The sequence below is a fragment of the Nocardia barduliensis genome (genome assembly GCF_013315795.1).
Lineage (GTDB): Bacteria > Actinomycetota > Actinomycetes > Mycobacteriales > Mycobacteriaceae > Nocardia > Nocardia barduliensis.
Window position 1 is genome coordinate 50,223 of sequence record NZ_JABLTE010000010.1, and the last position, 20,162, is coordinate 70,384.

The window sequence follows — 20,162 nt, forward strand, 5'->3', positions numbered from 1 at the left end:
GCCCGATCGTTGCCACCGAACGGCATTCGCGATCGGTGGCGGCGGACGGGATCCGGCGGTCAGCTCTTGTCCGTGGCGGACTTTCCCGAATCCGTCTTGTCCGTGGCGGTCCCGGCGGAGTCGCCCCCGGTCCCCGCGGCCTCGGCTTCGGACCGCCCACCGGATTCGGGCGCACGGGACGCGACATCGGACGCCGTGCCCTCGGTCGAGGCGGCGTCTGCGCCGGTCTCGGGAGCATCGGTACCGGTCTCGGAGGCGTCGGCCGCCGGAGACTTCTCGGCCGACGCCGCGCCCGCCGCACGCAGCGCACGGATCTGCCACGGCCATGGACGCGGACTCGCGCCGGGATGCAACTGCTCCGGCGTCTCGCGGCCCTTCGTCGCGAACACGAAGTAGGCGATCGCGCCGAGGAACACGACGGCGGAGGTGAACGAGTTGATCCGGATGCCCGCGATCTTCGTCGCCTCGTCCGCGCGCATCAGCTCGATGAAGAACCGGCCGAAGCAGTAGCCGGCGACGTACAGCGCGAACAGTCGCCCGTGGCCGATCCGGAATCGCTTGTCCACGTACACCAGCAGCACGACGACGAGCACGTTCCACAGCAGCTCGTACAGGAAGGTGGGGTGCACGATCTTGTCGACCACGCCGGTGGAGGCGCCGTTCATCATGTCGAGCCGGCCGTCGTCGCCCACCCGCCGGTAGATCTCCAGGCCCCACGGCAGGTCGGTCTCCCGCCCGTACAGTTCCTGGTTGAAGTAGTTGCCGAGCCTGCCGATGGCCTGGGCGAGCAGGATCGGCGGGGCGACCGCGTCACCCAGGGCGGGCAGCGGGATCTTGTACACCCGGCAGCCGATCCACGCACCGACGCCGCCCAGCAGCACCGCGCCCCAGATGCCCAGTCCGCCCTGGTAGATCTTCAGCGCGTCGACCGGATTGCCGTCCGCGCCGAAGTACTTCTGCCAGTCGGTGGCCACGTGATAGAGCCTGCCGCCGACCAGGCCGAACGGCACCGCGAACATCGCGACGTCCAGTATCGCGCCTGGCTTGCCGCCGCGAGCGCGCCAGCGCCGTTCGCCCCACCAGATCGCGACGATGATGCCGAGGATGATGCACAGGGCATACGCCCGCAGCGGGAACGGCCCGAGCTGCCACACGCCCCGCGCGGGACTGGGGATGTAGGCCAGCACGGCGCCGCTTACGCCGCCGTCGGCCAGGACACTGTCTGCGAGGACTCGTAAGGTCACGGGGCCACCGTAGCGGAGATGCCCGGGGGTCCCGCCACCACCGCACCGCCCCTGTCGCAGGCTCACCATCACCGCCGGACGCACGCAAGTCGGCGATTGGCGGACAACCGCCCCACCACCCGGGCCGAACGCGCTCGCTCAGGTCAGGTTCGCGGAACACGCGGAGCACCAGGCGGACAGCCGGAGCACGCGGATCGGGCGATCAGGAGGTGGGTACCGTCGCCTCCGGCTGGACGGCGCGGGCCGTCAGATCTCAGCGCGGCGAACCGGTTGGTTACGAGGCGACGGTCGCCGAGCGCACGCCGTCGGCGAGTTCGGCCGTGAGTGCCCGCACCGCGTCCAGTCCCTGCCCCGCCGCGCTCACCAGCGCGGAGCCGACGATGACGCCGTCGGCGTAGGAGGCGATCTCGGCGGCCTGCGCGCCCGAGCGGACCCCGAGGCCGACGCCGATCGGGATGTCGGAGTGCGCCCGGATGCGCGCGCACAGCGCGGGCGCGGCCGAGGACACCGCGTCCCGGGCGCCGGTGACGCCCATGGTGGAGGCCGCGTAGACGAACCCGCGGCTGGCTTCGAGCGTCTTCACCAGCCGTTCTTCGGTGGACGACGGCGCGACCAGGAAGATGCGGTCCAGATTGTGCGTGGCGGAGGCGACGAACCAGTCGTCGGCCTCCTCGGGGATCAGGTTCGGGGTGATGACACCCGCGCCGCCCGCGGCGGCCAGATCCCGCGCGAAGCTGTCGACGCCGTACTTGAGCACCGGGTTCCAGTAGCTCATCACGACGGCCTTGCCGCCCGCCGCGTTGATCGCCTCGACCACGGAGAACACGTCACGCACGCGCACGCCGCCGCGCAGCGCCTGTTCGGCCGCGGCCTGGATGGTCGGGCCGTCCATCACGGGATCGGAGTACGCGACGCCGACTTCGACGATGTCGCAACCGGCTTCCACCATCGCGCGCACGACCTCGATCGAACCGGCCAGGTCGGGGTAGCCCGCGGGCAGGTAGCCGATCAGCGCCGCCCGGCCCTCCGCGCGGCAGGCGGCGAAGGTGTTCGCCAGACGGGACTGCTGGCTCACTGGTCGGCCTCCTGCGGCTCGGTGTCGAACAGCCCGAACCACCGCGCTGCCGTGTCCATGTCCTTGTCGCCCCGGCCGGAGAGGTTCACCAGGATGATCGCGTCGGGGCCGAGTTCCTTGCCCAGCCGCAGCGCGCCCGCCACCGCGTGCGCCGACTCGATCGCCGGGATGATGCCCTCGGTGCGGCTGAGCAGCAGCAGCGCGTCCATCGCCTCGGTGTCGGTGACCGGCCGGTACTCGGCGCGGCCGACATCCTTGAGGTAGGCGTGCTCCGGGCCGACGCCGGGGTAGTCCAGGCCCGCCGAGATCGAGTGCGACTCGATGGTCTGGCCGTCCTCGTCCTGCAACAGGTACGAGTAGGCGCCCTGGAACGCGCCCGGCGTACCGCCGGCGAACGTGGCCGCGTGCCGTCCGGTGTCGACACCGTCACCGGCCGCCTCGTAGCCGATCAGGCGGACGTCGGCGTCGTCGAGGAACGCGTGGAAGATGCCGATGGCGTTGGAACCGCCGCCGACACAGGCGACGACCGCGTCGGGCAACCGGCCGGTCGATGCCTGGACCTGGGCGCGGGCCTCCATGCCGACGATGCGCTGGAAATCGCGCACCAGCATGGGGAACGGGTGCGGGCCCGCGGCCGTGCCGAAGCAGTAGTAGGTGTCCTCGGCGTTGGTCACCCAGTCGCGCAGCGCCTCGTTGATGGCGTCCTTGAGGGTCTGCGAGCCGGAGGTCACCGAGATCACCTCGGCGCCGAGCAGGCGCATGCGCGCCACGTTGAGCGCTTGGCGCGCGGTGTCGACCGCGCCCATGTAGATGACGCAGTCCAGGCCGAGCAGCGCGCAGGCGGTCGCGGTGGCCACGCCGTGCTGGCCTGCGCCGGTCTCGGCGATCACCCTGGTCTTGCCCATTCGCTTGGCGAGCAGCGCTTGGCCGAGTACGTTGTTGATCTTGTGCGAACCGGTGTGGTTCAGGTCCTCGCGCTTGAGCAGGATGCGGGCGCCGCCCGCGTGCTCCGACAGGCGCGTGCACTCGAACACCGGCGACGGACGGCCGGTGTAGTCACGCTGGAGCCGGTCGAGTTCGTTGAGGAAGGACTCGTCCAACCGCGACTTCTCGTATTCGGCGGTGACCTCCTCGATCACGGCCATCAGCGCCTCGGGGACGTGCCTGCCGCCGTAGACGCCGAAGTGACCGCCCGCGTCCGGCTCGTGGCCGCTGCGCTGGGCGACGCCGTCGCTGGCCCTCGGTAGTGCCGCCACGTCCGTCACCGGCCCCGCCGCGCGGGCTTCGGGCAGGACGGGTGGGTGCCCGCGGTCACCAGCTCGGAGACCGCCGCGCGGGGATCGCCACTGGTCACCAGTCCCTCGCCGACGAGGACGGCGTCCGCGCCCGCACCCGCGTAGGCCAGCAGGTCGGCGGTGCCGCGAATGCCGGACTCGGCGATCCGGATCACCTCGGTGGGCAGTCCGGGCGCGATCCGCGCGAACACGTCGCGATCGACCTCGAGCGTCTTGAGGTTGCGGGCGTTCACGCCGATCACCGACGCGCCCGCCTCCAGCGCGCGGTCGGCCTCCTCCTCGGTGTGCACTTCCACCAGCGCGGTCATCCCCAGCGACTCGGTACGGTCGATCAGGGAGGACAGCACGTCCTGCTCCAGCGCCGCGACGATCAGCAGGATGACGTCCGCGCCGTGCGCGCGCGCCTCGTGGATCTGGTAGGGACCGACGACGAAGTCCTTGCGCAGGATCGGGATGTTCACCGTGGCGCGGACCGCGTCCAGGTCGTCGAGCGACCCGTTGAAGCGGCGGCCCTCGGTGAGCACGCTGATGATCCGGGCGCCACCGTCCTCGTAGGCCTTGGCCAGGCTCGCCGGGTCCGGGATGTCCGCCAGCTCGCCCTTGGACGGACTTGCCCGCTTGACCTCCGCGATCACGCCGATGCCGTCCTCGAGCAGCGCCGCGCGGGCGTCCAGCGCCGCGGGCGCGGCCGCGGCGGCGGCCTTGACCGCCTGGAAGTCGAGAAGGGCTTCCCGAGCGGCCACATCCGCGCGGACCCCGTCGAGAATCGAGTCGAGTACCGTCATCTGGCTCGAATCCTTTCTGGGGAGACGGACTTGCTACCTGAGAATCCCCCCAGGCGCTGTCTCACCGATGCTGACAAAGAATAAATGGACCTACCGGGCGCGTTCGCGCCGGGGCTGGAGTTGAACCACGCGGAAGGGCTCGGCGCAAGGTGGCAGAGGCCACAATCCCCGCGCGGGAACTGCTCAGCGGCCATGTCGGCCCGCCTCACCGCGATCCGGATCGTCCGACGGCCGGCCGGCTTCCTCGGTCGGGTCGGTGCCCGCGTCCAGCGCGTCCCACAGCACACGCTCGGACAGCTGCGGCGCGGACGGGGACTCCGCGCGCCGCTGGGTGACCTCCGCCGTGGCGTCGGCGCGCCGGAAGACCGGATTGTCGTACTTGCCGGACAGCCGCGCCGTCTCGGCGGGCATGCGCGCCAGCAGCGCGCCGGCGCCGAACGCGGCGATCGCGCCGAGTAGCGCGAGCACGGCCGGGAACGCCGCCGTTGTCGCCGTCTCGACCTGGGCGCGCGCCGGGAGTTCGGCGAGTTTCGCGGCCCGCTCCGCGGTCTTGCCGGAGCCGGTCAGCAGGGCGAACGCCGGTACCGCGGCCACCGCGGCGACCAGCGCGATCAGCACGCCGACCACCCGGCGCAACCAGTTCCTGGTGGCCAGCACCGCCGCGATCGAGGCGAGCAGCACCAGCGCCAGCGGCGTCAACGCGCCGAACCACACCCCGCCGTTCAGGTGATCGGTGCGTGGCTGGGTGAGCCCGTCCGACGAGGAGACCGTCACCCAAGTCATCCGGGACGACGCCCACAGCGCGGCGGCGGCCACGGCGAGCAACACGACCGAGCCGACGGGGTACTTGCGCCCGGTGGTGTCTTCCTCGGCGGGAGACGCGGCGGAATCCTCCGCAGTGGCAGCGGGTTCCGGCTTCGCGGTGGCGCTGGTGTCCGCGGCGGGCTCCCGCGCCCGGTCCGGTTCGTCTGCGGGGTCGGCAGCGGTCATAGCGGCCCGCCGTTCGCCGCACCCGGCTCCGTGCCGTAGGCCCGCACGGTTCGGGCCGCCGCGATCGCCTTGAGCACCGCCATCGCCTTGTTGCGCGATTCCACGTCCTCGTACTCCGGATCGGAGTCCGCGACGACGCCCGCGCCCGCCTGCACGTAGGCCGTGCCGTCCTTCAGCAGCGCGGTACGGATGGCGATGGCGGTATCGGCGTCACCGGCGAAGTCCAGGTATCCGACGACGCCGCCGTAGACGCCGCGGCGGGTCGGTTCGAGTTCCTCGATCAGCTCCATCGCGCGCACCTTGGGCGCACCCGACAGCGTGCCCGCCGGGAAGCATGCCCGCACCGCGTCCAGCGCGATCCGGCCGGGCGCCAACCGGCCCGACACGGTCGACACCAGGTGCATGACATGGCTGTAGCGCTCGATGTGCCGGTACTCGGTGACCCGCACGGTTCCCGGCTCGCACACCCGGCCCAGGTCGTTGCGGCCGAGGTCGACGAGCATGAGGTGCTCGGCGTTCTCCTTCTCGTCGGCGAGCAGGCCCTTCTCCAGGAGCAGGTCCTCCTCCTCGGTGCCGCCCCGCCAGCGGGTGCCCGCGATCGGATGGGTCGTCGCCACACCGTCCTGCACGGTCACCAGCGATTCGGGGCTGGAGCCGACGATGGAGAACGCGGTGCCGCCCTCGCCGTCGGGAATGTGCAGCAGGTACATGTAGGGGCTGGGATTGGACGCGCGCAGCATCCGGTACAGGTCGATCGGCGCCCCGTCGTAGTCCATCTCGAAACGCTGCGACAGCACCACCTGGAACGCCTCGCCCGCCTCGATCTCCTTGACCAGGCGGCGCACGCCCGCGCCGAACTCCTCGGTGGTGCGCCTGCGCCGGTACCGTGGCTCGGGCTGGTCGAACACCGAGACGGTGGAATCGGCGGGCGCGCCGAGCGCGGCGGTCATCCGGTCCAGCCGGGCCACCGCGTCGTCGTAGGCCTCGTCGGCGCGCTCGGCGGTGCCGTTCCAGTTCACCGCGTTGGCGATCAGCGTGATGGCGCCCTCGTGATGGTCGAACGCGGCCAGGTCGGTGGCCAGCAGCAACACCATCTCCGGCAGCCGCAGGTCGTCCAGCGCCAGGCTGGGCAGCCGCTCGATCCGGCGGACCGCGTCGTAGCCGAGGTAGCCGACCATGCCGCCGGTCAGCGGCGGCAGTCCGGGCAGGCGCTCGGTGCGCAGCAGCTCCAGCGTCTCGCGCAGCGCGACCAGCGGATCGCCGCCGGAGGGCGCGTCGGCCGGGATGTGGCCCAGCCAGGCCGCCGCGCCGTCGACGACGGTCAGCGCCGAGGGGCTGCCCGCGCCGATGAACGACCAGCGCGACCACGACCGCCCGTTCTCCGCGGACTCGAACAGGAAGGTGCCCGCCCGGTCACCCCCGAGCTTGCGGTAGGCCGACAGCGGAGTTTCCGAGTCCGCCAGCACTTTTCGGGTCACCGGGACCACCCGGTGCTCCGCGGCCAGCTGATGGAACTGCTCGCGGGTGGTCGTGGTGGGCGTGGACGTGCCTGGCATGCACTCATCATCCCAGGCCGGGCCGATCGATCGGTGAGCGGTGCCGGTGACACGGCGACGGACGCGACAAACCAGACAAATCAGGTCGACCGTCCGGTTCCCACGCACCCGCGTGCGGTGTGGCGGCGCTCACTACACTCGCGCCCGTTCCACGTCGCATGCGGTATCCATCTCGAGAGGAGACAACTGATGTACCCCTCGCAATCGGTAGCGCCCGAGGGTCCTCGGCACATCCCGAACCACAGCGTCCCGCACCGCCACGCACCCCGGGCGGCGGGCCCGAATCCCGCGGCCCACCAGGGCTCGCCGAGTAACGCGCTCGCGTCCTTCGTCACCTACGTCAAAGCATTGGAGTCCCTGGACAAGAACCACTTCCCCGACGAATACGCCGTCCACAGCGACCGCATCAAGGAGTTGAAGCCGTTCCTGCGCGCCCACGGCATCCTCGATGTGATGGCGATCAAGAACCCTGAGGTCGCGGCACTCATCGGCGCGTAGCCGCACCCTCGGCTCGTGCCCGGCCACCGACGCGGCGATCCGATCGCCCGCGACGCATCGACGGGCACGAGCAATGGAGCGCGTTTTCTGTGACCGCCACCGCTCCGAGCGGGATACCCGATTCGACCAAGCGCCCGGTAGTGTGCCCGGGTATGCAGCAAGGACAGCTCGCCCCCGATTTCGAGCTTCCCGACCAGTCCGGTACTCCCCGCTCGCTCGACGCGCTGCTGGCGGACGGCCCACTGGTTCTCTTCTTCTACCCGGCGGCCAATACGCCCGTGTGCACGGCCGAGGCCTGTCATTTTCGTGACCTCGCCGCCGAATTCGCCGCGGTCGGCGCCACCTGCGTCGGCATCAGCACCGACAACGTGGACACGCAGGCGGGCTTCGCCGAGAAACAGCGCCTCGGCTATCCGTTGCTCTCCGACGCCGACGGCGCCGTGGCTGCGCGGTTCGGCGTCCGGCGCGGCCTGCTCGGCAAACTCGCGCCGGTGAAGCGGCAAACGTTCGTCATCGACACCGACCGCACCATCCGCAAGGTCATCACCGGCGAGTTGCGCGCGGCGGTACACGCCGACGAAGCACTGCGCTACCTGCGCACCAGATAGGGCGCGACGCGCCGCTGCCGCGCAGCCGCTGCCGGGCCAGAGCGCGGCCTAGGCTGGAATCATGACTTCGACCGAGGTTCAGCCGGGCGGGCGCAAACCCCCGGCAGCCGTCTGGCGTAACCGGATCATCGGCGGTGCCGCACTCCTGGCCGTCCTCGTCGTCCTCTACTTCATCCTGTCCGCGTTCATTCCGCGCTGGTGGGCGCAGCGGATCGGGTCGGCGGTGCACGGCAGCTTCGCCAAGGGCATCGGATGGGGTTTGTTCTACGGCGGAATCTGCACCCTCGTCACACTTTTCCTGCTGCTGTTCGCCGTGCGGGTATGGCGGCGCAAGGGTGGCAGGTTCCTCGCGGGCGCCGCCGCGGTCGTCGCGATCCTGTTCGCGATCCCCAACCTGATGACGCTGACCATCGTGCTCGGCAACAGCAACGCCGCCCACGCGGGCGAGCGCATCCTGGATGTCGACGCGCCCGCCTTCCGCGGCGCCGCGCTGACCGGCGCGGTGATCGCCGCGCTGCTGTTGCTCCTCGCCATCGCGCTGTTGCTGCTGCGCGGGTGGCGGCGCACGCACCCGGCAGACGCGCGGACCGCGGACACCCCGTCACCCGGCGTGTGAGTGAACTCACCTCACGCAGCATCTTTGTGCCGGTCGAGCGAAGTCGTGGCAAACTCGATGTCGCGGGTGACTGTGCACAAATTTTTCGGCAATCACTAGGACTACGGACAAGACCACGTCACTTGGCTTGAAAGAAGGCACACAGTGACGAAGTGGCTCGACCCGGTCGAACAACGAGCTTGGCGCGCGATCGTAGCGCTGATGACGCGGCTGCCAGGAGCCTTGGACACACAGCTCCAGCGCGAGTCCGGCGTGACGCATTTCGAGTACTGGGTGTTGACCCTGCTGTCGGAGGAACCGGGGCACCGACTGCAGATGAGTGAGCTTGCCCACAAGGCAAATGCATCGTTATCGCGGTTGTCGCACGTGGTGTCCAAACTGGAACGCATGGGCTGGGCCGAGCGCTCGGCGACGGCCGGACGGCGCGGCGTGCACGCCGTGCTCACCGACGACGGGTACCTGAAGGTCGTCGAGGCCGCGCCGGGATATCTGCAGGCCGTGCGGCATCTGGTCTTCGACGGTCTGGACGACGCGCAGAAGGCCCAGGTCGCCGAGCTCGGTGAGCTGCTGGCCGGGCGCCTGGCCGACGCGCTGGACCAGCTCGGCGGACTCGCCCCGGCGAACCGGGACGACCATCGCCCGAACGGCGGCTAGTCCCGGTCCACCGATCGCGCGGCCAAGAGCACGTCCGAGTCGAAGCAGGTGTGCGTGCCGGTGTGGCAGGCCGCGCCCTCCTGATCGACGACCAGCAGGATCGTGTCACCGTCGCAGTCGAGCCGCACTTCGTGCACGTACTGGGTATGACCGGAGGTCTCCCCTTTGACCCAGTACTGCTGACGGGAGCGCGAATAGTACGTCGCCTTACGGGTTTCCAGCGTGCGCGCCAGCGCTTCGTCGTCCATCCACGCGACCATCAGCACGTCACCGGTGGCGCGTTCCTGCGCGACGGCCGATACCAGCCCGGCGTCGTTGCGCTTGAGACGGGCGGCGATAGCGGGATCGAGACTCATGGCACCGTTATAACAGGGGGCCGGATCGCCCGGAGTGCGCGGTCGGCGCGCACGGGAGCGCTGGAGTTCGCCGAGCGCCGGCCCGGTCCGATCCGCCTTCCGGCTCGGCGGAGTCCCGCCGATCGCTACCGGATGACGATCTTCTCCGCCCGCATCGACTCCTTGACCTGGCCGATGGTGAGGTCACCGAAGTGGAACACGCTGGCCGCGAGCACCGCGTCGGCGCCCGCGTGCACGGCCGGGGCGAAGTGCTCCACCGCGCCCGCTCCCCCGCTGGCGATCACCGGAACCGTGACGGCCGCCCGCACCGCGCGGATCATCGGCAGGTCGAAACCGGCCTTGGTGCCGTCGGCGTCCATCGAATTGAGCAGGATCTCGCCGACCCCGAGTTCGGCGCCGCGCACCGCCCATTCGACGGCGTCGATGCCGGTGCCGCGTTTGCCGCCGTGCGTGGTCACCTCCCAGCCGGAGGGGGTGCTCGGCTGCCCGTCCGGCACGGTGCGCGCGTCCACCGACAGCACGATGCACTGGGAGCCGAATCGCTCGGACATCTCGCGCAGCACCTCCGGCCGCGCGATCGCGGCGGTGTTCACCGAGACCTTGTCCGCGCCCGCGCGCAGCAGGCGGTCCACGTCCTCGACGGTGCGCACCCCGCCGCCGACGGTGAGCGGGATGAAGATCTGCTCGGCGGTGCGGGTCACCACGTCGATCATGGTGCCGCGGTCGCCGGTGGAGGCGGTCACGTCCAGGAAGGTCAGCTCGTCGGCGCCCTGCGCGTCGTAGAGGGCGGCCAGTTCGACCGGATCACCCGCGTCGCGCAGGTTTTCGAAGTTGACGCCTTTGACCACCCGCCCCGCGTCGACGTCCAGGCACGGGATCACTCGTACGGCCAACGTCATTGCCTCACCCTTCCTCCGCGGCCGCCGGGTCGGCGACCGTGCAGATCATGTCGAGCAGTTCTTCGTGCACACCGGGCGCGGCGGCGAGCACGGAGCCGGAGGTGATGGTCCACGGCCGGCCGGCCAGGTCGGTCACCACCCCGCCCGCCGCGCGCACCAGGGCCACGCCCGCCGCGTTGTCCCAGGGATGGTGCCCGAACACGATCGCGCCGCCGAGCACGCCGGAGGCGGTGAACGCCAGGTCGATGCCGGTCGAGCCGTGCATGCGCACCCGGGAGGACAGCCTGCTCAGCGGGCCGAGCAGGTCGAAGCGGAACTGGCCGGGGATGCGGCCGTGCGCGTCGACGTTGAACGCGCCGAAACCGATCATGGCCTCGGCCAGCTTGCCGCGCGGCAGCGGGGGCAGCGGCCGCCCGTCCAGCAGCACCGGGCCTCCCGCCATGGCCGCGTAGCGGCGCCCGAGCAGCGGCAGCCAGGTCAGGCCGAGCACCGGCTCCCCGTCGCGGACCAGCGCGAGCAGCATGCCCGAGAGCGGGTGCCCCGAGGAGTAGTTGAAGGTGCCGTCGATCGGGTCGAGCACCCACGCGGTGCCGGAAGTGAGCTGCGGACCGCCGAACTCCTCACCGTGCACCTCGATGCCGGTGCGCCGCAGCAATTCGGCGGAGACGGTGCGCTCCAGCTCCAGGTCGAGTTCGGTGGCGAAATCGTTGCGGCCCTTCGCGACCGCGCTGGGCGCGCCGATGCCCTCGACGAACCGCGGGCGCACCGAGTCCAGGACCTCGCTCGCCTCGGCGAGCAGGCGCGACAGCTCCTCGGTCATCTCACCGCGGCCAGCGCCTCGGGCAGGGTGAACCGGCCCGCGTACAGCGCCTTGCCGACGATCGATCCCTCGACGCCTTCGGGCACCAGTTCGGCGATCGCGACCAGGTCCGCGATGGTGGAGACGCCGCCGGAGGCGATGACCGGGGCGTCGGTGGCCGCGCAGACCTCACGCAGCAGGTCCAGGTTCGGGCCGGTGAGCGTGCCGTCCTTGGTCACGTCGGTCACCACGTACCGCGAGCAGCCGTCCCGTTCCAGGCGTTCGAGCACCTCCCACAGGTCACCGCCGTCGCTGACCCAGCCGCGGCCGCGCAGCCGGTATTCGCCGTCGATGATGCGCACGTCCAGGCCGACGGCGATGCGCTCGCCGTGCCGGGCGATGGCCTTCGCGCACCACACCGGGTCCTCCAGCGCGGCGGTGCCGAGGTTGACCCGGGCGCAGCCGGTGGCCAGCGCCGCTTCCAGGCTCTCGTCGTCGCGGATGCCGCCGGACAGTTCCACCTTGACGTCGAGTTCGCCGACGACGCCCGCGAGCAGCTCCCGGTTCGAGCCGCGCCCGAACGCCGCGTCCAGGTCGACCAGATGTACCCACTCCGCGCCGGCTTCCTGCCAGGCCAGCGCCGCCTCGCGAGGCGAGCCGTAGCTGGTTTCGCTTCCGGCCTCTCCTTGCACGAGGCGCACGGCCTCTCCGTTGGCGACATCGACGGCGGGTAGCAGCACAAGACTCACGAGAGCAGCCTAGTGGTTACCCGCCCGCGTCCGGGCGCAGGGCCTGGGCGGATGGGACCTCGATCACCGGTGCGGGTCAGCCGTGGTGGGCGTCCAGGATGCGGGTCAGCAGGGTGACCAGGGTGTGCCGATCCGCCGCGGAGAAGCCCGCGAGCAACTCGTCCTGGGCGACCGCGAGACGCTCGTGCAGCTCGTCCAGGTGCCGGACGCCCGCGGCGGTGAGGGTGACGATGTTGCGGCGCCGGTCGGCGGCATCGGGACTGCGTTCGACCAAGCCGCGCGCGGCGAGATCGTTCACCACCGCGACCACGTCGCTGCGGTCGATGCGGGTGCGCCTGCCCAACTCGGCCTGGCTGGCCGGTCCGAATTCCCCGAGCGTGGCCAGCAGCGCGTAGTGGTACCGCCGGGAGCCGGTGGGTTCCAGCGCTCGCTCGGTCGCCCGATTGGCCACCAGCGCGACCTGATTGACCAGCCTGCTGGGCAGCACCCGGAGCCGTCCCGCGGCGTCTTCGTGCGCGATGTCCATGCGGTCACTGTAACAAGACTTGTTGGCAACACCCACGATCTGTTACGTTGGCACAACCAACGTTGGATTGACCAATGTTTCGTTCGAAAGGCAACTCCGATGCTCCGGATTCGCTCCGTCCTGCCCTTGCTGGTCCTCCCCTTGGCCGCCTTGACCGCCGCCTGTGCCTCCACCTCCGGCACCCAGCCGCCGGAGGTGCGCGAGCTGCTCGACCGTCAGCGGATCACCGATCTGGTCGATCGGCTCGGCCGCGCCTTGGACGAGGGCCGCTTCGAGGACCTGCGGGCGATCTACACCCCCGACGCGACCGCGAAGACACCGGGCGGCACGGCGGAAGGCCGCGAGGCGCTGATCGCCCAGGCGAGCCGCAACCACAGCGGCGACAAGCGCATCCAGCACGTCATCGGCAATGTGCTGATCGATCTGCGCGGCGACGCGGCCGATGTCCGGGCCAACCTGATCGCCACTTTCGCGCCCGCCTCTTCCGACGGGACGATTCCGCAGCCGCAGTACACCTTGGGCGAGGTCTACCGCTTCGACGCGGTGCGTACCGGCGAAGGCTGGCGCCTGTCCCGGGTGCGGACCACCCCGATCTGGTCCACCGGCACCCGGCCGTGATCAGCGGGTGGCGAGCACACGTGCGCGGTAGCAGGCCAGGGCGGCGAGCACCGCGCACAGTGCCGTCACCGCGGCGGCCGCGATCCGCAGGCCGTGCCCGAACTGGAACTCGGTGGCCGCGCGTTCGATCTCGGCGAGCGTGTGCGCGTGCCGGTCGTCGAACAGAATCGACGCGCGCGGCCACAAGTAGAGGATCGACAGCAGGAACTGCCCGCTGAGCAGAGCGGCCAGGGACAAGCCCAGCCATCGACGGCCGACCCGGTAGGCCAGCGATACCGCGCCCGCGCTCAACGCGCACAGCGTCAGCACCGCGCCGAGCGGGCGCATGATGTCACCGACGGCGACGACGGTCATGAATTGCTCGGTGAGCTCCAGCGATTCGGGGATGTCGCGAAAGATGTTGGGATACAGCAGCAGTGTCTCCGCGGCGGTCGTACCGAACGCGAAGCACGCGACCACCGCGTAACCGGTGATCACGGTCAGCGGAACAGTGACGCTTCTCATACCAGCCTCCTCGCGTCGACCGTAGGCCCGATTCGCCGCTCGCGGATCCGGAGCGAGCCCCCATAGCCGAATCAGGGTCTACCCGGAACTGGTGTAACCGGACTACCGAGGGGCTCACACCGGCGGACCTGTGAGACCACCGCGGGACCGGCGTTCGGGCGGTATCGTCTCCGCGCGGCGATCACCCCCGGTCGCCGTTTCCACCTCGCACCGAGGAAGTGCATGTCACGCTCCAAAACAGCTGCTGCCCTGATGCTTTCGGCAGCCGCCTGCTCCGCGGCCGTCATCGCCGCACCCGCCGCCACCGCCGCACCGCCCGAGGAGGCGCGCCTGGCGGGATGCGAATTCGGCTCCGCCGCGGCGACATACGACTACGCGCGGTTCGGCGACCACGCCCGCCGGATGCTCGACCTCAGCACCGGGGAATTCCGGGCCGAGTTCGAGAACTTCCGCGGCAATATCCAGGCGAGCGCGGAGGCCGCGCACATCCGCGCCGAAGCCAACTCCGCCGACTGCCGCGTCGTCTCCGGTGACGACAACCGGGCCGAGGTGGACGTCGACGTGGTCCGCACGGTGACCAGCGACGAGACCGACGGTCTCCCGCAGACCAGCCGCATGGCGATGACCGTGACGGTGGACAACGTCGACGGACGCTGGCTGGTCAGCAAGGTCCGCTCGCGCTGACCCGGCGGGCGATCCCGCGCGCCCTGGCGCGCGGGATTCGTCCTACAGCGAGTTCACCCAGTTGCGCAGCAGGTGCGCGCCCGCGTCGCCGGACTTCTCCGGGTGGAACTGGGTCGCCGACAGCGCGCCGTTCTCCACCGCGGCCAGGAACGGCACCCCGTGCTCGGCCCAGGTCAGTTTGGGCGCGGCGAAGTGCTCGTTCGGCGGCAGGTCCCAGGTCTGCGCGGCGTAGGAATGCACGAAGTAGAAACGGGTGTCGGTGTCCAGGCCCGCGAACAGGACGCTGTCGGACGGGGCGGAGACGGTGTTCCAGCCCATGTGCGGCAGCACCGGTGCGGACAGCCGTTCGACCGTGCCGGGCCATTCGGCGCACCCGTCGGTCCGCACACCGAACTCCACACCCCGCTCGAAGAGGATCTGCATGCCGACGCAGATGCCGAGCACCGGACGCCCGCCGGCCAACCGCTGACCGATGAGGCGCTCGCCCCGCACTCCGCGCAGTCCCGCCATGCACGCGGCGAACGCCCCGACGCCGGGCACCACCAGACCGTCGGCGGCCAGCACGATCTCCGGGTCGGCGGTCACCTCGACGCGAGCGCCCGCCCTGGCCAGCGCCCGTTCCGCCGAGTGCAGGTTGCCGGAGCCGTAGTCCAGCAGCGCCACGGATTTCGCGCTCACAGCGTTCCCTTCGTCGACGGGACCCCGCTCACGCGCGGGTCGGGTTCCACCGCGGCGCGCAGGGCGCGCGCCACCGCTTTGAATTCGGCCTCGGTGACGTGGTGCTGATCGCGGCCGTAGAGCACCCGGACGTGCAGGGCGATGCGCGCGTTCAGCGCGATCGACTCGAACACGTGGCGGTTGAGCACGGTGGAATACGGCGCGCCGGGACCGGAGCCGGGGATCACCGTGTGCACCAGATGATCCGGCTCGCCGGTGTGCACGCAGTAGGGGCGGCCGGACACGTCGACCGCGGCGTGCGCCAGCGTCTCGTCCATCGGGATGTAGGCGTCGCCGAACCGGCGGATGCCCGCCTTGTCGCCCAGCGCCTTGCCGAGCGCCTGACCGAACACGATCGCGGTGTCCTCGACGGTGTGATGCGCCTCGATCTCGATGTCGCCCTCCGCGCGCACGGTGAGGTCGAAGCTCGCGTGCGCGCCGAGCGCGGTCAGCATGTGGTCGTAGAACGGCACGCCGGTGGCGATCTCGGTCTTGCCGGTGCCGTCCAGATCCAGCTCGACGACGATGCTGGATTCCTTGGTGACCCGCTCCACCCGGGCGGTCCTGCTCATGCTCACGTCCAATCGGAGTCGGCCGGGGGCGTCCCGGCGCTGGTTCATCGCGGTGCGCGCTCGGTGCCCGCCAGCAGGGCGCTGACCCGCAGCAATTCGTCGTTCTCGGCGGCGAGGCCGATGGTGGTGCGCAGGTAGCCGGGGATGCCGACGTCGCGGATCAGCACGCCGTGGTCGAGATAGCGCTGCCAGGTGCGCGCGGCGTCGGCGAAGCGGCCGAACAGCAGGAAGTTGGCGTCGCTGGGGATCACGTCGTAACCCTGCTCGCGCAGCGCCGCCGCCACCCGATCGCGCTGCGCGGCGAGTTCGGCGACGCTGCCGAGGGTCTCGTCGGCGTGCCGCAGGGCCGCGCGCGCGGCGGCCTGGGTGACCACCGACAGGTGGTAGGGCAGCCGCACCAGCAACATCGCGTCGATCACCGCGGGCGCGGCGGCCAGGTAGCCCAGCCGCCCGCCCGCGAACGCGAACGCCTTGCTCATCGTCCTGGTCACCACGAGTTTGGCCGGGAACTCCCCGATCAGCCCGATGGCGCTGGGCTGCGCCGAGAACTCGCCGTATGCCTCGTCGACGACCACGATGCCGGGCGCCGCCGCGAGGATGCGCGCGAGGTCGTGCTGCGGGACGCTGTGCCCGGTGGGGTTGTTCGGACTGGTCACGAACACCACGTCGGGCCTGCGCTCGGCGATGGCGGCCAGCGCGTGATCGATGTCGAGAGAGAAGTCCGCGTCACGCTCGGCCTCGATCCACTCGGTGTCGATGCCCTCGGAGATGATCGGGTGCATCGAATAGGAGGGCACGAAACCCAGTGCGCTGCGGCCCGGTCCGCCGAATGCCTGCAACAGCTGCTGCAAGATCTCGTTGGAGCCGTTGGCCGCCCAGACGTTGCCGGTGTCCAGCGCGATGCCGGTCTGCGCCGTGAGATACCGCGCCAGGTCGGTGCGCAGCGCGACGGCGTCGCGGTCGGGGTAGCGGTGCAGGTCCGCGGCGGCCGCGCGGATCGACTCGGCCACGTCATCGATCAGGGCCCGGCTCGGCGGGTGCGGGTTCTCGTTGGTGTTCAACTGCACGGGGACCGTCAATTGCGGTGCGCCGTAGGGCTTCTTGCCCCGCAGACTCTCCCGCAGCGGCAATTCGTCCAAGGTCAGGTCCGCGCCGGGGGCGCTCACCGCGCGCGTCACGACAGCGCCTCGAAACGCGCCTGCACGGCCTGGCCGTGCGCGGGCAGGTCTTCCGCGTTCGCCAGCGCGACCACATGACCCGCGACATCCTTCAGCGCCGCTTCGGTGTACTCCACGACGTGAATCCCGCGCAGGAAGGTCTGCACGCTCAGGCCCGACGAGTGCCGCGCGCAGCCCGCCGTGGGCAGCACGTGGTTGGAGCCCGCGCAATAGTCGCCCAGGCTGACCGGCGCGTACGCCCCGACGAACACCGCTCCGGCGCTGCGCACCCGGGCCGCGACCGCGGGCGCGTCGGCGGTCTGGATCTCCAGGTGCTCGGCGGCGTAGGCGTTCACCACGCGCAAGCCCTGCTCGATGCCGTCGACCAGCACGGTGCCGGACTGCTTGCCGCGCAGCGCCTCGGTGACCCGGTGGGCGTGCTTGACCACGGTCAGTTGCGTGGTCAGCGCGGCGTCCACCGCGTCGGCCAGTTGCTCGCTGTCGGTGACCAGCACGCTGGCGGCCAGCACGTCGTGCTCGGCCTGGCTGATCAGGTCGGCGGCGACGTGCACCGGGTCGGCGGTCGCGTCGGCGAGGATGGCGATCTCGGTGGGCCCGGCCTCGGCGTCGATGCCGACCAGGCCGCGGCACAGCCGCTTCGCCGCGGTGACGTAGATGTTGCCCGGCCCGGTGATCAGGTCGACCGGCTCCAGCTGCGCGCCGTCGGTGTCGACGCCGCCGTAGGACAGCAGCGCGATGCCCTGCGCACCGCCGACCGCCCACACCTCGTCGACTTCGAGCAGCCGGGCGGCGGCCAGGATGGTCGGGTGCGGCAGCCCACCGAACCGCGCCTGCGGCGGCGAGGCCACCACCAGCGAGCCGACACCCGCGGTCTGCGCGGGCACCACGTTCATCACGACGCTGGACGGGTAGACGGCGTTTCCGCCCGGCACGTACAGGCCGACCCGCTCGACGGGCACCCAGCGCTCGGTGACCGTGCCGCCCGGCACCACCTCGGTGGTCTTGTCGGTGCGCCGCTGATCGGCGTGCACCGTGCGCGCCCTGGCGATGGATTCCTCCAGCGCCGCGCGCACCGCGGGGTCGAGGCGCTCCAGTGCGGCTTCCAGCTCGGCCGCGGGCACCCGCACCGTCGGCGGGATCACGCCGTCGAAGCGCTCGCTGAATTCCAGGGCCGCCGACACCCCATGATCGCGGATCGCCTCCACCACCGGCCGCACCTGATGCAGCACCGAGTCCACGTCGACTCCCCCACGCGGCAGCGCGGCGCGCAGCTCGGCGACGGAGGGAGTACGACCGCGCAGATCGACGCGGGCGAGCTCGATGCGGGTTGTCATGTGGTGTCGGTCCTTGTCTCCAGCGGATTCCGCAACGGGAAAGTTGCAGCTCCCAGCCTAATGGGCGAACACCAGCCGTTATCCGCGTGGTCCGGGCGGCCGGGCCGCTGCCGCGCCGCGCTCGCCCAGGTCAGGCCGCCGAGGCGCTGCTCAGCGCACCTGCGGTGTGGCGCCGGTCTCGCCCGAGGACCTGAGCGGAAGCAGCGGCTACCCGGCGGATGTGCCCTTCCGACGGGGTTACTTGGTGTCGCTGTCGATGAGCAGACGCCCACCGGAGCTGATCACGCGCAGCGTCATGCTCTTGGTCTGGCCCTCGACGGTGATGCTGGCCAGTCGCATGTCGACCGAGCCGTCGTCGTTGTTGGTCCGCTTCGCCGCCTCGATCGTGTTGAAGTCGTCGATGGTCCTGGCGCCCCAGTACTGACGGAAACCCTGTTCGCCGCCGTATGCCTGCTGCGCGGCCGGTGTCAGCAGCGACCACGATCCCGACGGGTTGGTGTAGAACTGCTCCACCAGCTGACCCGCCGCCCCGATGTCGACCCGCTCTCCCGAGCTGGGGGTCTGGCCGAGTTGGGCCGCGGCGGTCGAGGTGGTCCCGGCCTTCGTGGTCGCACTCACCGACGGCGGGCTGGCCTGCGGACTCGGCGAATCCGAGCCGGACTGGCTGAACGCGCTGATCAACAGCGCCGACACGGCCGCGATCGCCCCGACCACCGCGCCGATCAGCACCGCGCGGCGCTTGCCTGCCGCTGCTTGCCTCTGCGCCGGGCGCGGCTGCGACATGGTGCGGGGATGCGCCGCGGTGTCCTGGTGGACCGGCCGCGCGGGCGCGGGGCGGGGACGCGGCTGACGCTCGGTGGGCGTGTAAGGCGCCGAGGCCATCGCCGAGGGCCGCAGCGCGCGGGTCGCCGATTCCGATTCGCCCGCTCGCGGCCGCGCGAACGCTTCGCTGGCGGGCACGAACCCCACGGCCACCGGCGCGGGACCGGCATCGGCGAACGCGGCGAGATGATCGCGCGCCGCCCGCATGCTCGGGCGCTCGGACGGCTCCGGGCTGAGCAGGTCGAGCAGGAAATCGGTCGCGGGGCCCGCGTTGCGCGGTTCGCTCAGCTGGCCGTTGGCGGCGGCGTAGAGCACCGCGAGCGGATTGGAGCCCGCGCCGTAGGGCGGTTCGCCCTCCAGCGCGTGGAACAGCGTGGCGCCCAGCGCGAACACGTCGGACGCCGGAGTGGGATCGGAGCCGCGGGCGACCTCGGGTGCCAGGTAGGCGGCGGTGCCGCAGATCAGCCCGGTCTCGGTGAGCGTGACGTCGCCGGTCGCGCGGGAGATGCCGAAGTCGGTGATCTTCACCGTTCCGTGATCGTCGAGCAGGATGTTGCCCGGTTTCACGTCACGGTGCACGATGCCCGCCTGGTGCGCGGCGATCAGCGCCGAGGCGACCTGCTCGCCGATCCGGGCGACCTGGGTCAGCGGCAAGGTGCCCTGGGCGCCGATCACCGCGGCGAGGCTCTTGGACTTCAGGTACTCCATCACCAGGCAGGGATCGCCCTCGTGCTCGGTGATGTCGAACACGACGATCGCGTTCGGATGCTGGAATCGGGCCGCGTTGCGCGCCTCTCGGATCGCGCGCTGGCGCACCACGACGCGCTCGGCCTCCGGCAGGCTCGGCTGGATGTGGATCTGCTTGACGGCCACGGAGCGCTGGAGGCGTTCGTCGACGGCACGCCAGACCACGCCCGTGCCGCCGCTACCAATCCGCTCGACCAGGCGGTAATGCTCCGCGATCAACTGACCGGTATCGATGGCGCCTACTCCGAACCTTCTCGAAATCGTGACATCCCGCATATTGATTACTCACGCGGTCCCGGGGATGAGTGTAGCGGGCTCCCGGAGGCTCGCACGCGC

The 20,162-nt window shown here is 71.0% G+C and carries 23 protein-coding genes; 6 read left to right on the top strand and 17 right to left on the bottom strand.

Annotated elements, in window-relative coordinates:
• Positions 1 to 59: 59 nt before the first annotated feature.
• The 6 genes from lgt to HOV91_RS07010 all read right to left on the bottom strand — a co-directional run bounded on the left by lgt (position 60) and on the right by HOV91_RS07010 (position 6,945).
• Positions 60 to 1,244, bottom strand: coding sequence for a prolipoprotein diacylglyceryl transferase (lgt, locus tag HOV91_RS06985; protein WP_312884505.1), 1,185 nt, complete (start codon positions 1,242 to 1,244; stop codon positions 60 to 62).
• 274 nt (positions 1,245 to 1,518) lie between these two features.
• On the bottom strand, positions 1,519 to 2,319 hold the full coding sequence (gene trpA / locus HOV91_RS06990; RefSeq protein ID WP_174184621.1) for a tryptophan synthase subunit alpha: 801 nt from the start codon (positions 2,317 to 2,319) through the stop codon (positions 1,519 to 1,521).
• A complete protein-coding gene (gene trpB / locus HOV91_RS06995) occupies positions 2,316 to 3,584 on the bottom strand; it encodes a tryptophan synthase subunit beta (protein ID WP_174184622.1) in 1,269 nt (422 codons plus the stop codon). The genes trpA and trpB overlap by 4 nt, the downstream gene beginning before the upstream one ends.
• Positions 3,581 to 4,399 carry an indole-3-glycerol phosphate synthase TrpC gene (trpC, locus tag HOV91_RS07000; RefSeq protein WP_174184623.1) on the bottom strand — a complete coding sequence of 273 codons (819 nt, stop codon included), beginning with the start codon at positions 4,397 to 4,399 and terminating at the stop codon, positions 3,581 to 3,583. Before trpC ends, trpB begins: the two co-directional genes overlap by 4 nt.
• A gap of 183 nt (positions 4,400 to 4,582) precedes the next feature.
• On the bottom strand, positions 4,583 to 5,389 hold the full coding sequence (locus HOV91_RS07005; protein WP_174184624.1) for a TIGR02234 family membrane protein: 807 nt from the start codon (positions 5,387 to 5,389) through the stop codon (positions 4,583 to 4,585).
• Positions 5,386 to 6,945 carry an anthranilate synthase component I gene (locus tag HOV91_RS07010; protein ID WP_174184625.1) on the bottom strand — a complete coding sequence of 520 codons (1,560 nt, stop codon included), beginning with the start codon at positions 6,943 to 6,945 and terminating at the stop codon, positions 5,386 to 5,388. Before HOV91_RS07010 ends, HOV91_RS07005 begins: the two co-directional genes overlap by 4 nt.
• A 189-nt stretch (positions 6,946 to 7,134) precedes the next feature.
• Here HOV91_RS07010 and HOV91_RS07015 point away from each other — a divergent pair, with 189 nt between their 5' ends.
• The 4 genes from HOV91_RS07015 (at position 7,135) to HOV91_RS07030 (ending at position 9,321) form a co-directional block, all read left to right on the top strand.
• Positions 7,135 to 7,443: a hypothetical protein gene (locus tag HOV91_RS07015; RefSeq protein ID WP_174184626.1), complete on the top strand. Its 309-nt coding sequence runs from the start codon at positions 7,135 to 7,137 to the stop codon at positions 7,441 to 7,443.
• A gap of 152 nt (positions 7,444 to 7,595) precedes the next feature.
• Entirely contained in the window at positions 7,596 to 8,051 is a 456-nt protein-coding gene (locus HOV91_RS07020; RefSeq protein ID WP_174184627.1) for a peroxiredoxin, read from the top strand.
• 58 nt (positions 8,052 to 8,109) lie between these two features.
• Entirely contained in the window at positions 8,110 to 8,667 is a 558-nt protein-coding gene (locus HOV91_RS07025; protein ID WP_438822642.1) for a permease, read from the top strand.
• Positions 8,668 to 8,868: 201 nt separating this feature from the next.
• Positions 8,869 to 9,321, top strand: coding sequence for a MarR family winged helix-turn-helix transcriptional regulator (locus HOV91_RS07030; protein ID WP_174184701.1), 453 nt, complete (start codon positions 8,869 to 8,871; stop codon positions 9,319 to 9,321).
• Here the strand turns inward: HOV91_RS07030 and hisI are convergent.
• The 5 genes from hisI to HOV91_RS07055 all read right to left on the bottom strand — a co-directional run bounded on the left by hisI (position 9,318) and on the right by HOV91_RS07055 (position 12,650).
• Complete coding sequence (hisI, locus tag HOV91_RS07035) at positions 9,318 to 9,677, bottom strand: phosphoribosyl-AMP cyclohydrolase (RefSeq protein WP_174184629.1); 360 nt, start codon at positions 9,675 to 9,677, stop codon at positions 9,318 to 9,320. The two genes, HOV91_RS07030 and hisI, sit on opposite strands and share 4 nt — an antisense overlap.
• A 125-nt stretch (positions 9,678 to 9,802) precedes the next feature.
• Positions 9,803 to 10,576 carry an imidazole glycerol phosphate synthase subunit HisF gene (gene hisF / locus HOV91_RS07040; protein ID WP_174184630.1) on the bottom strand — a complete coding sequence of 258 codons (774 nt, stop codon included), beginning with the start codon at positions 10,574 to 10,576 and terminating at the stop codon, positions 9,803 to 9,805.
• Between the two features lie 4 nt (positions 10,577 to 10,580).
• Complete coding sequence (locus HOV91_RS07045) at positions 10,581 to 11,396, bottom strand: inositol monophosphatase family protein (protein ID WP_174184631.1); 816 nt, start codon at positions 11,394 to 11,396, stop codon at positions 10,581 to 10,583.
• Positions 11,393 to 12,124, bottom strand: a complete 732-nt coding sequence (gene priA / locus HOV91_RS07050) for a bifunctional 1-(5-phosphoribosyl)-5-((5-phosphoribosylamino)methylideneamino)imidazole-4-carboxamide isomerase/phosphoribosylanthranilate isomerase PriA (RefSeq protein ID WP_174184632.1) — start codon at positions 12,122 to 12,124, stop codon at positions 11,393 to 11,395. The genes HOV91_RS07045 and priA overlap by 4 nt, the downstream gene beginning before the upstream one ends.
• A gap of 76 nt (positions 12,125 to 12,200) precedes the next feature.
• On the bottom strand, positions 12,201 to 12,650 hold the full coding sequence (locus HOV91_RS07055) for a MarR family winged helix-turn-helix transcriptional regulator (RefSeq protein ID WP_174184633.1): 450 nt from the start codon (positions 12,648 to 12,650) through the stop codon (positions 12,201 to 12,203).
• A 99-nt stretch (positions 12,651 to 12,749) separates the two neighbouring features.
• Between HOV91_RS07055 and HOV91_RS07060 the strand changes: the two genes are divergently transcribed.
• Positions 12,750 to 13,268: a nuclear transport factor 2 family protein gene (locus HOV91_RS07060; RefSeq protein ID WP_174184634.1), complete on the top strand. Its 519-nt coding sequence runs from the start codon at positions 12,750 to 12,752 to the stop codon at positions 13,266 to 13,268.
• Here the strand turns inward: HOV91_RS07060 and HOV91_RS07065 are convergent, their stop codons facing one another.
• On the bottom strand, positions 13,269 to 13,772 hold the full coding sequence (locus tag HOV91_RS07065) for a hypothetical protein (protein ID WP_174184635.1): 504 nt from the start codon (positions 13,770 to 13,772) through the stop codon (positions 13,269 to 13,271).
• Between the two features lie 222 nt (positions 13,773 to 13,994).
• Between HOV91_RS07065 and HOV91_RS07070 the strand changes: the two genes are divergently transcribed.
• Positions 13,995 to 14,456, top strand: coding sequence for an Rv1363c family protein (locus tag HOV91_RS07070; RefSeq protein WP_174184636.1), 462 nt, complete (start codon positions 13,995 to 13,997; stop codon positions 14,454 to 14,456).
• A 42-nt stretch (positions 14,457 to 14,498) separates the two neighbouring features.
• On the opposite strand, the gene hisH is transcribed toward HOV91_RS07070, so the two are convergent.
• The 5 genes from hisH to HOV91_RS07095 all read right to left on the bottom strand — a co-directional run bounded on the left by hisH (position 14,499) and on the right by HOV91_RS07095 (position 20,045).
• Positions 14,499 to 15,134 carry an imidazole glycerol phosphate synthase subunit HisH gene (gene hisH, locus HOV91_RS07075; RefSeq protein WP_174184637.1) on the bottom strand — a complete coding sequence of 212 codons (636 nt, stop codon included), beginning with the start codon at positions 15,132 to 15,134 and terminating at the stop codon, positions 14,499 to 14,501.
• Entirely contained in the window at positions 15,131 to 15,745 is a 615-nt protein-coding gene (gene hisB / locus HOV91_RS07080; protein ID WP_174184638.1) for an imidazoleglycerol-phosphate dehydratase HisB, read from the bottom strand. Before hisB ends, hisH begins: the two co-directional genes overlap by 4 nt.
• 44 nt (positions 15,746 to 15,789) lie before the next feature.
• Entirely contained in the window at positions 15,790 to 16,923 is a 1,134-nt protein-coding gene (locus HOV91_RS07085) for a histidinol-phosphate transaminase (RefSeq protein WP_174184639.1), read from the bottom strand.
• On the bottom strand, positions 16,920 to 18,257 hold the full coding sequence (gene hisD, locus HOV91_RS07090) for a histidinol dehydrogenase (protein ID WP_174184640.1): 1,338 nt from the start codon (positions 18,255 to 18,257) through the stop codon (positions 16,920 to 16,922). The genes HOV91_RS07085 and hisD overlap by 4 nt, the downstream gene beginning before the upstream one ends.
• A 237-nt stretch (positions 18,258 to 18,494) precedes the next feature.
• Positions 18,495 to 20,045, bottom strand: coding sequence for a serine/threonine-protein kinase (locus HOV91_RS07095; RefSeq protein WP_438822641.1), 1,551 nt, complete (start codon positions 20,043 to 20,045; stop codon positions 18,495 to 18,497).
• Positions 20,046 to 20,162 lie beyond the last annotated feature (117 nt).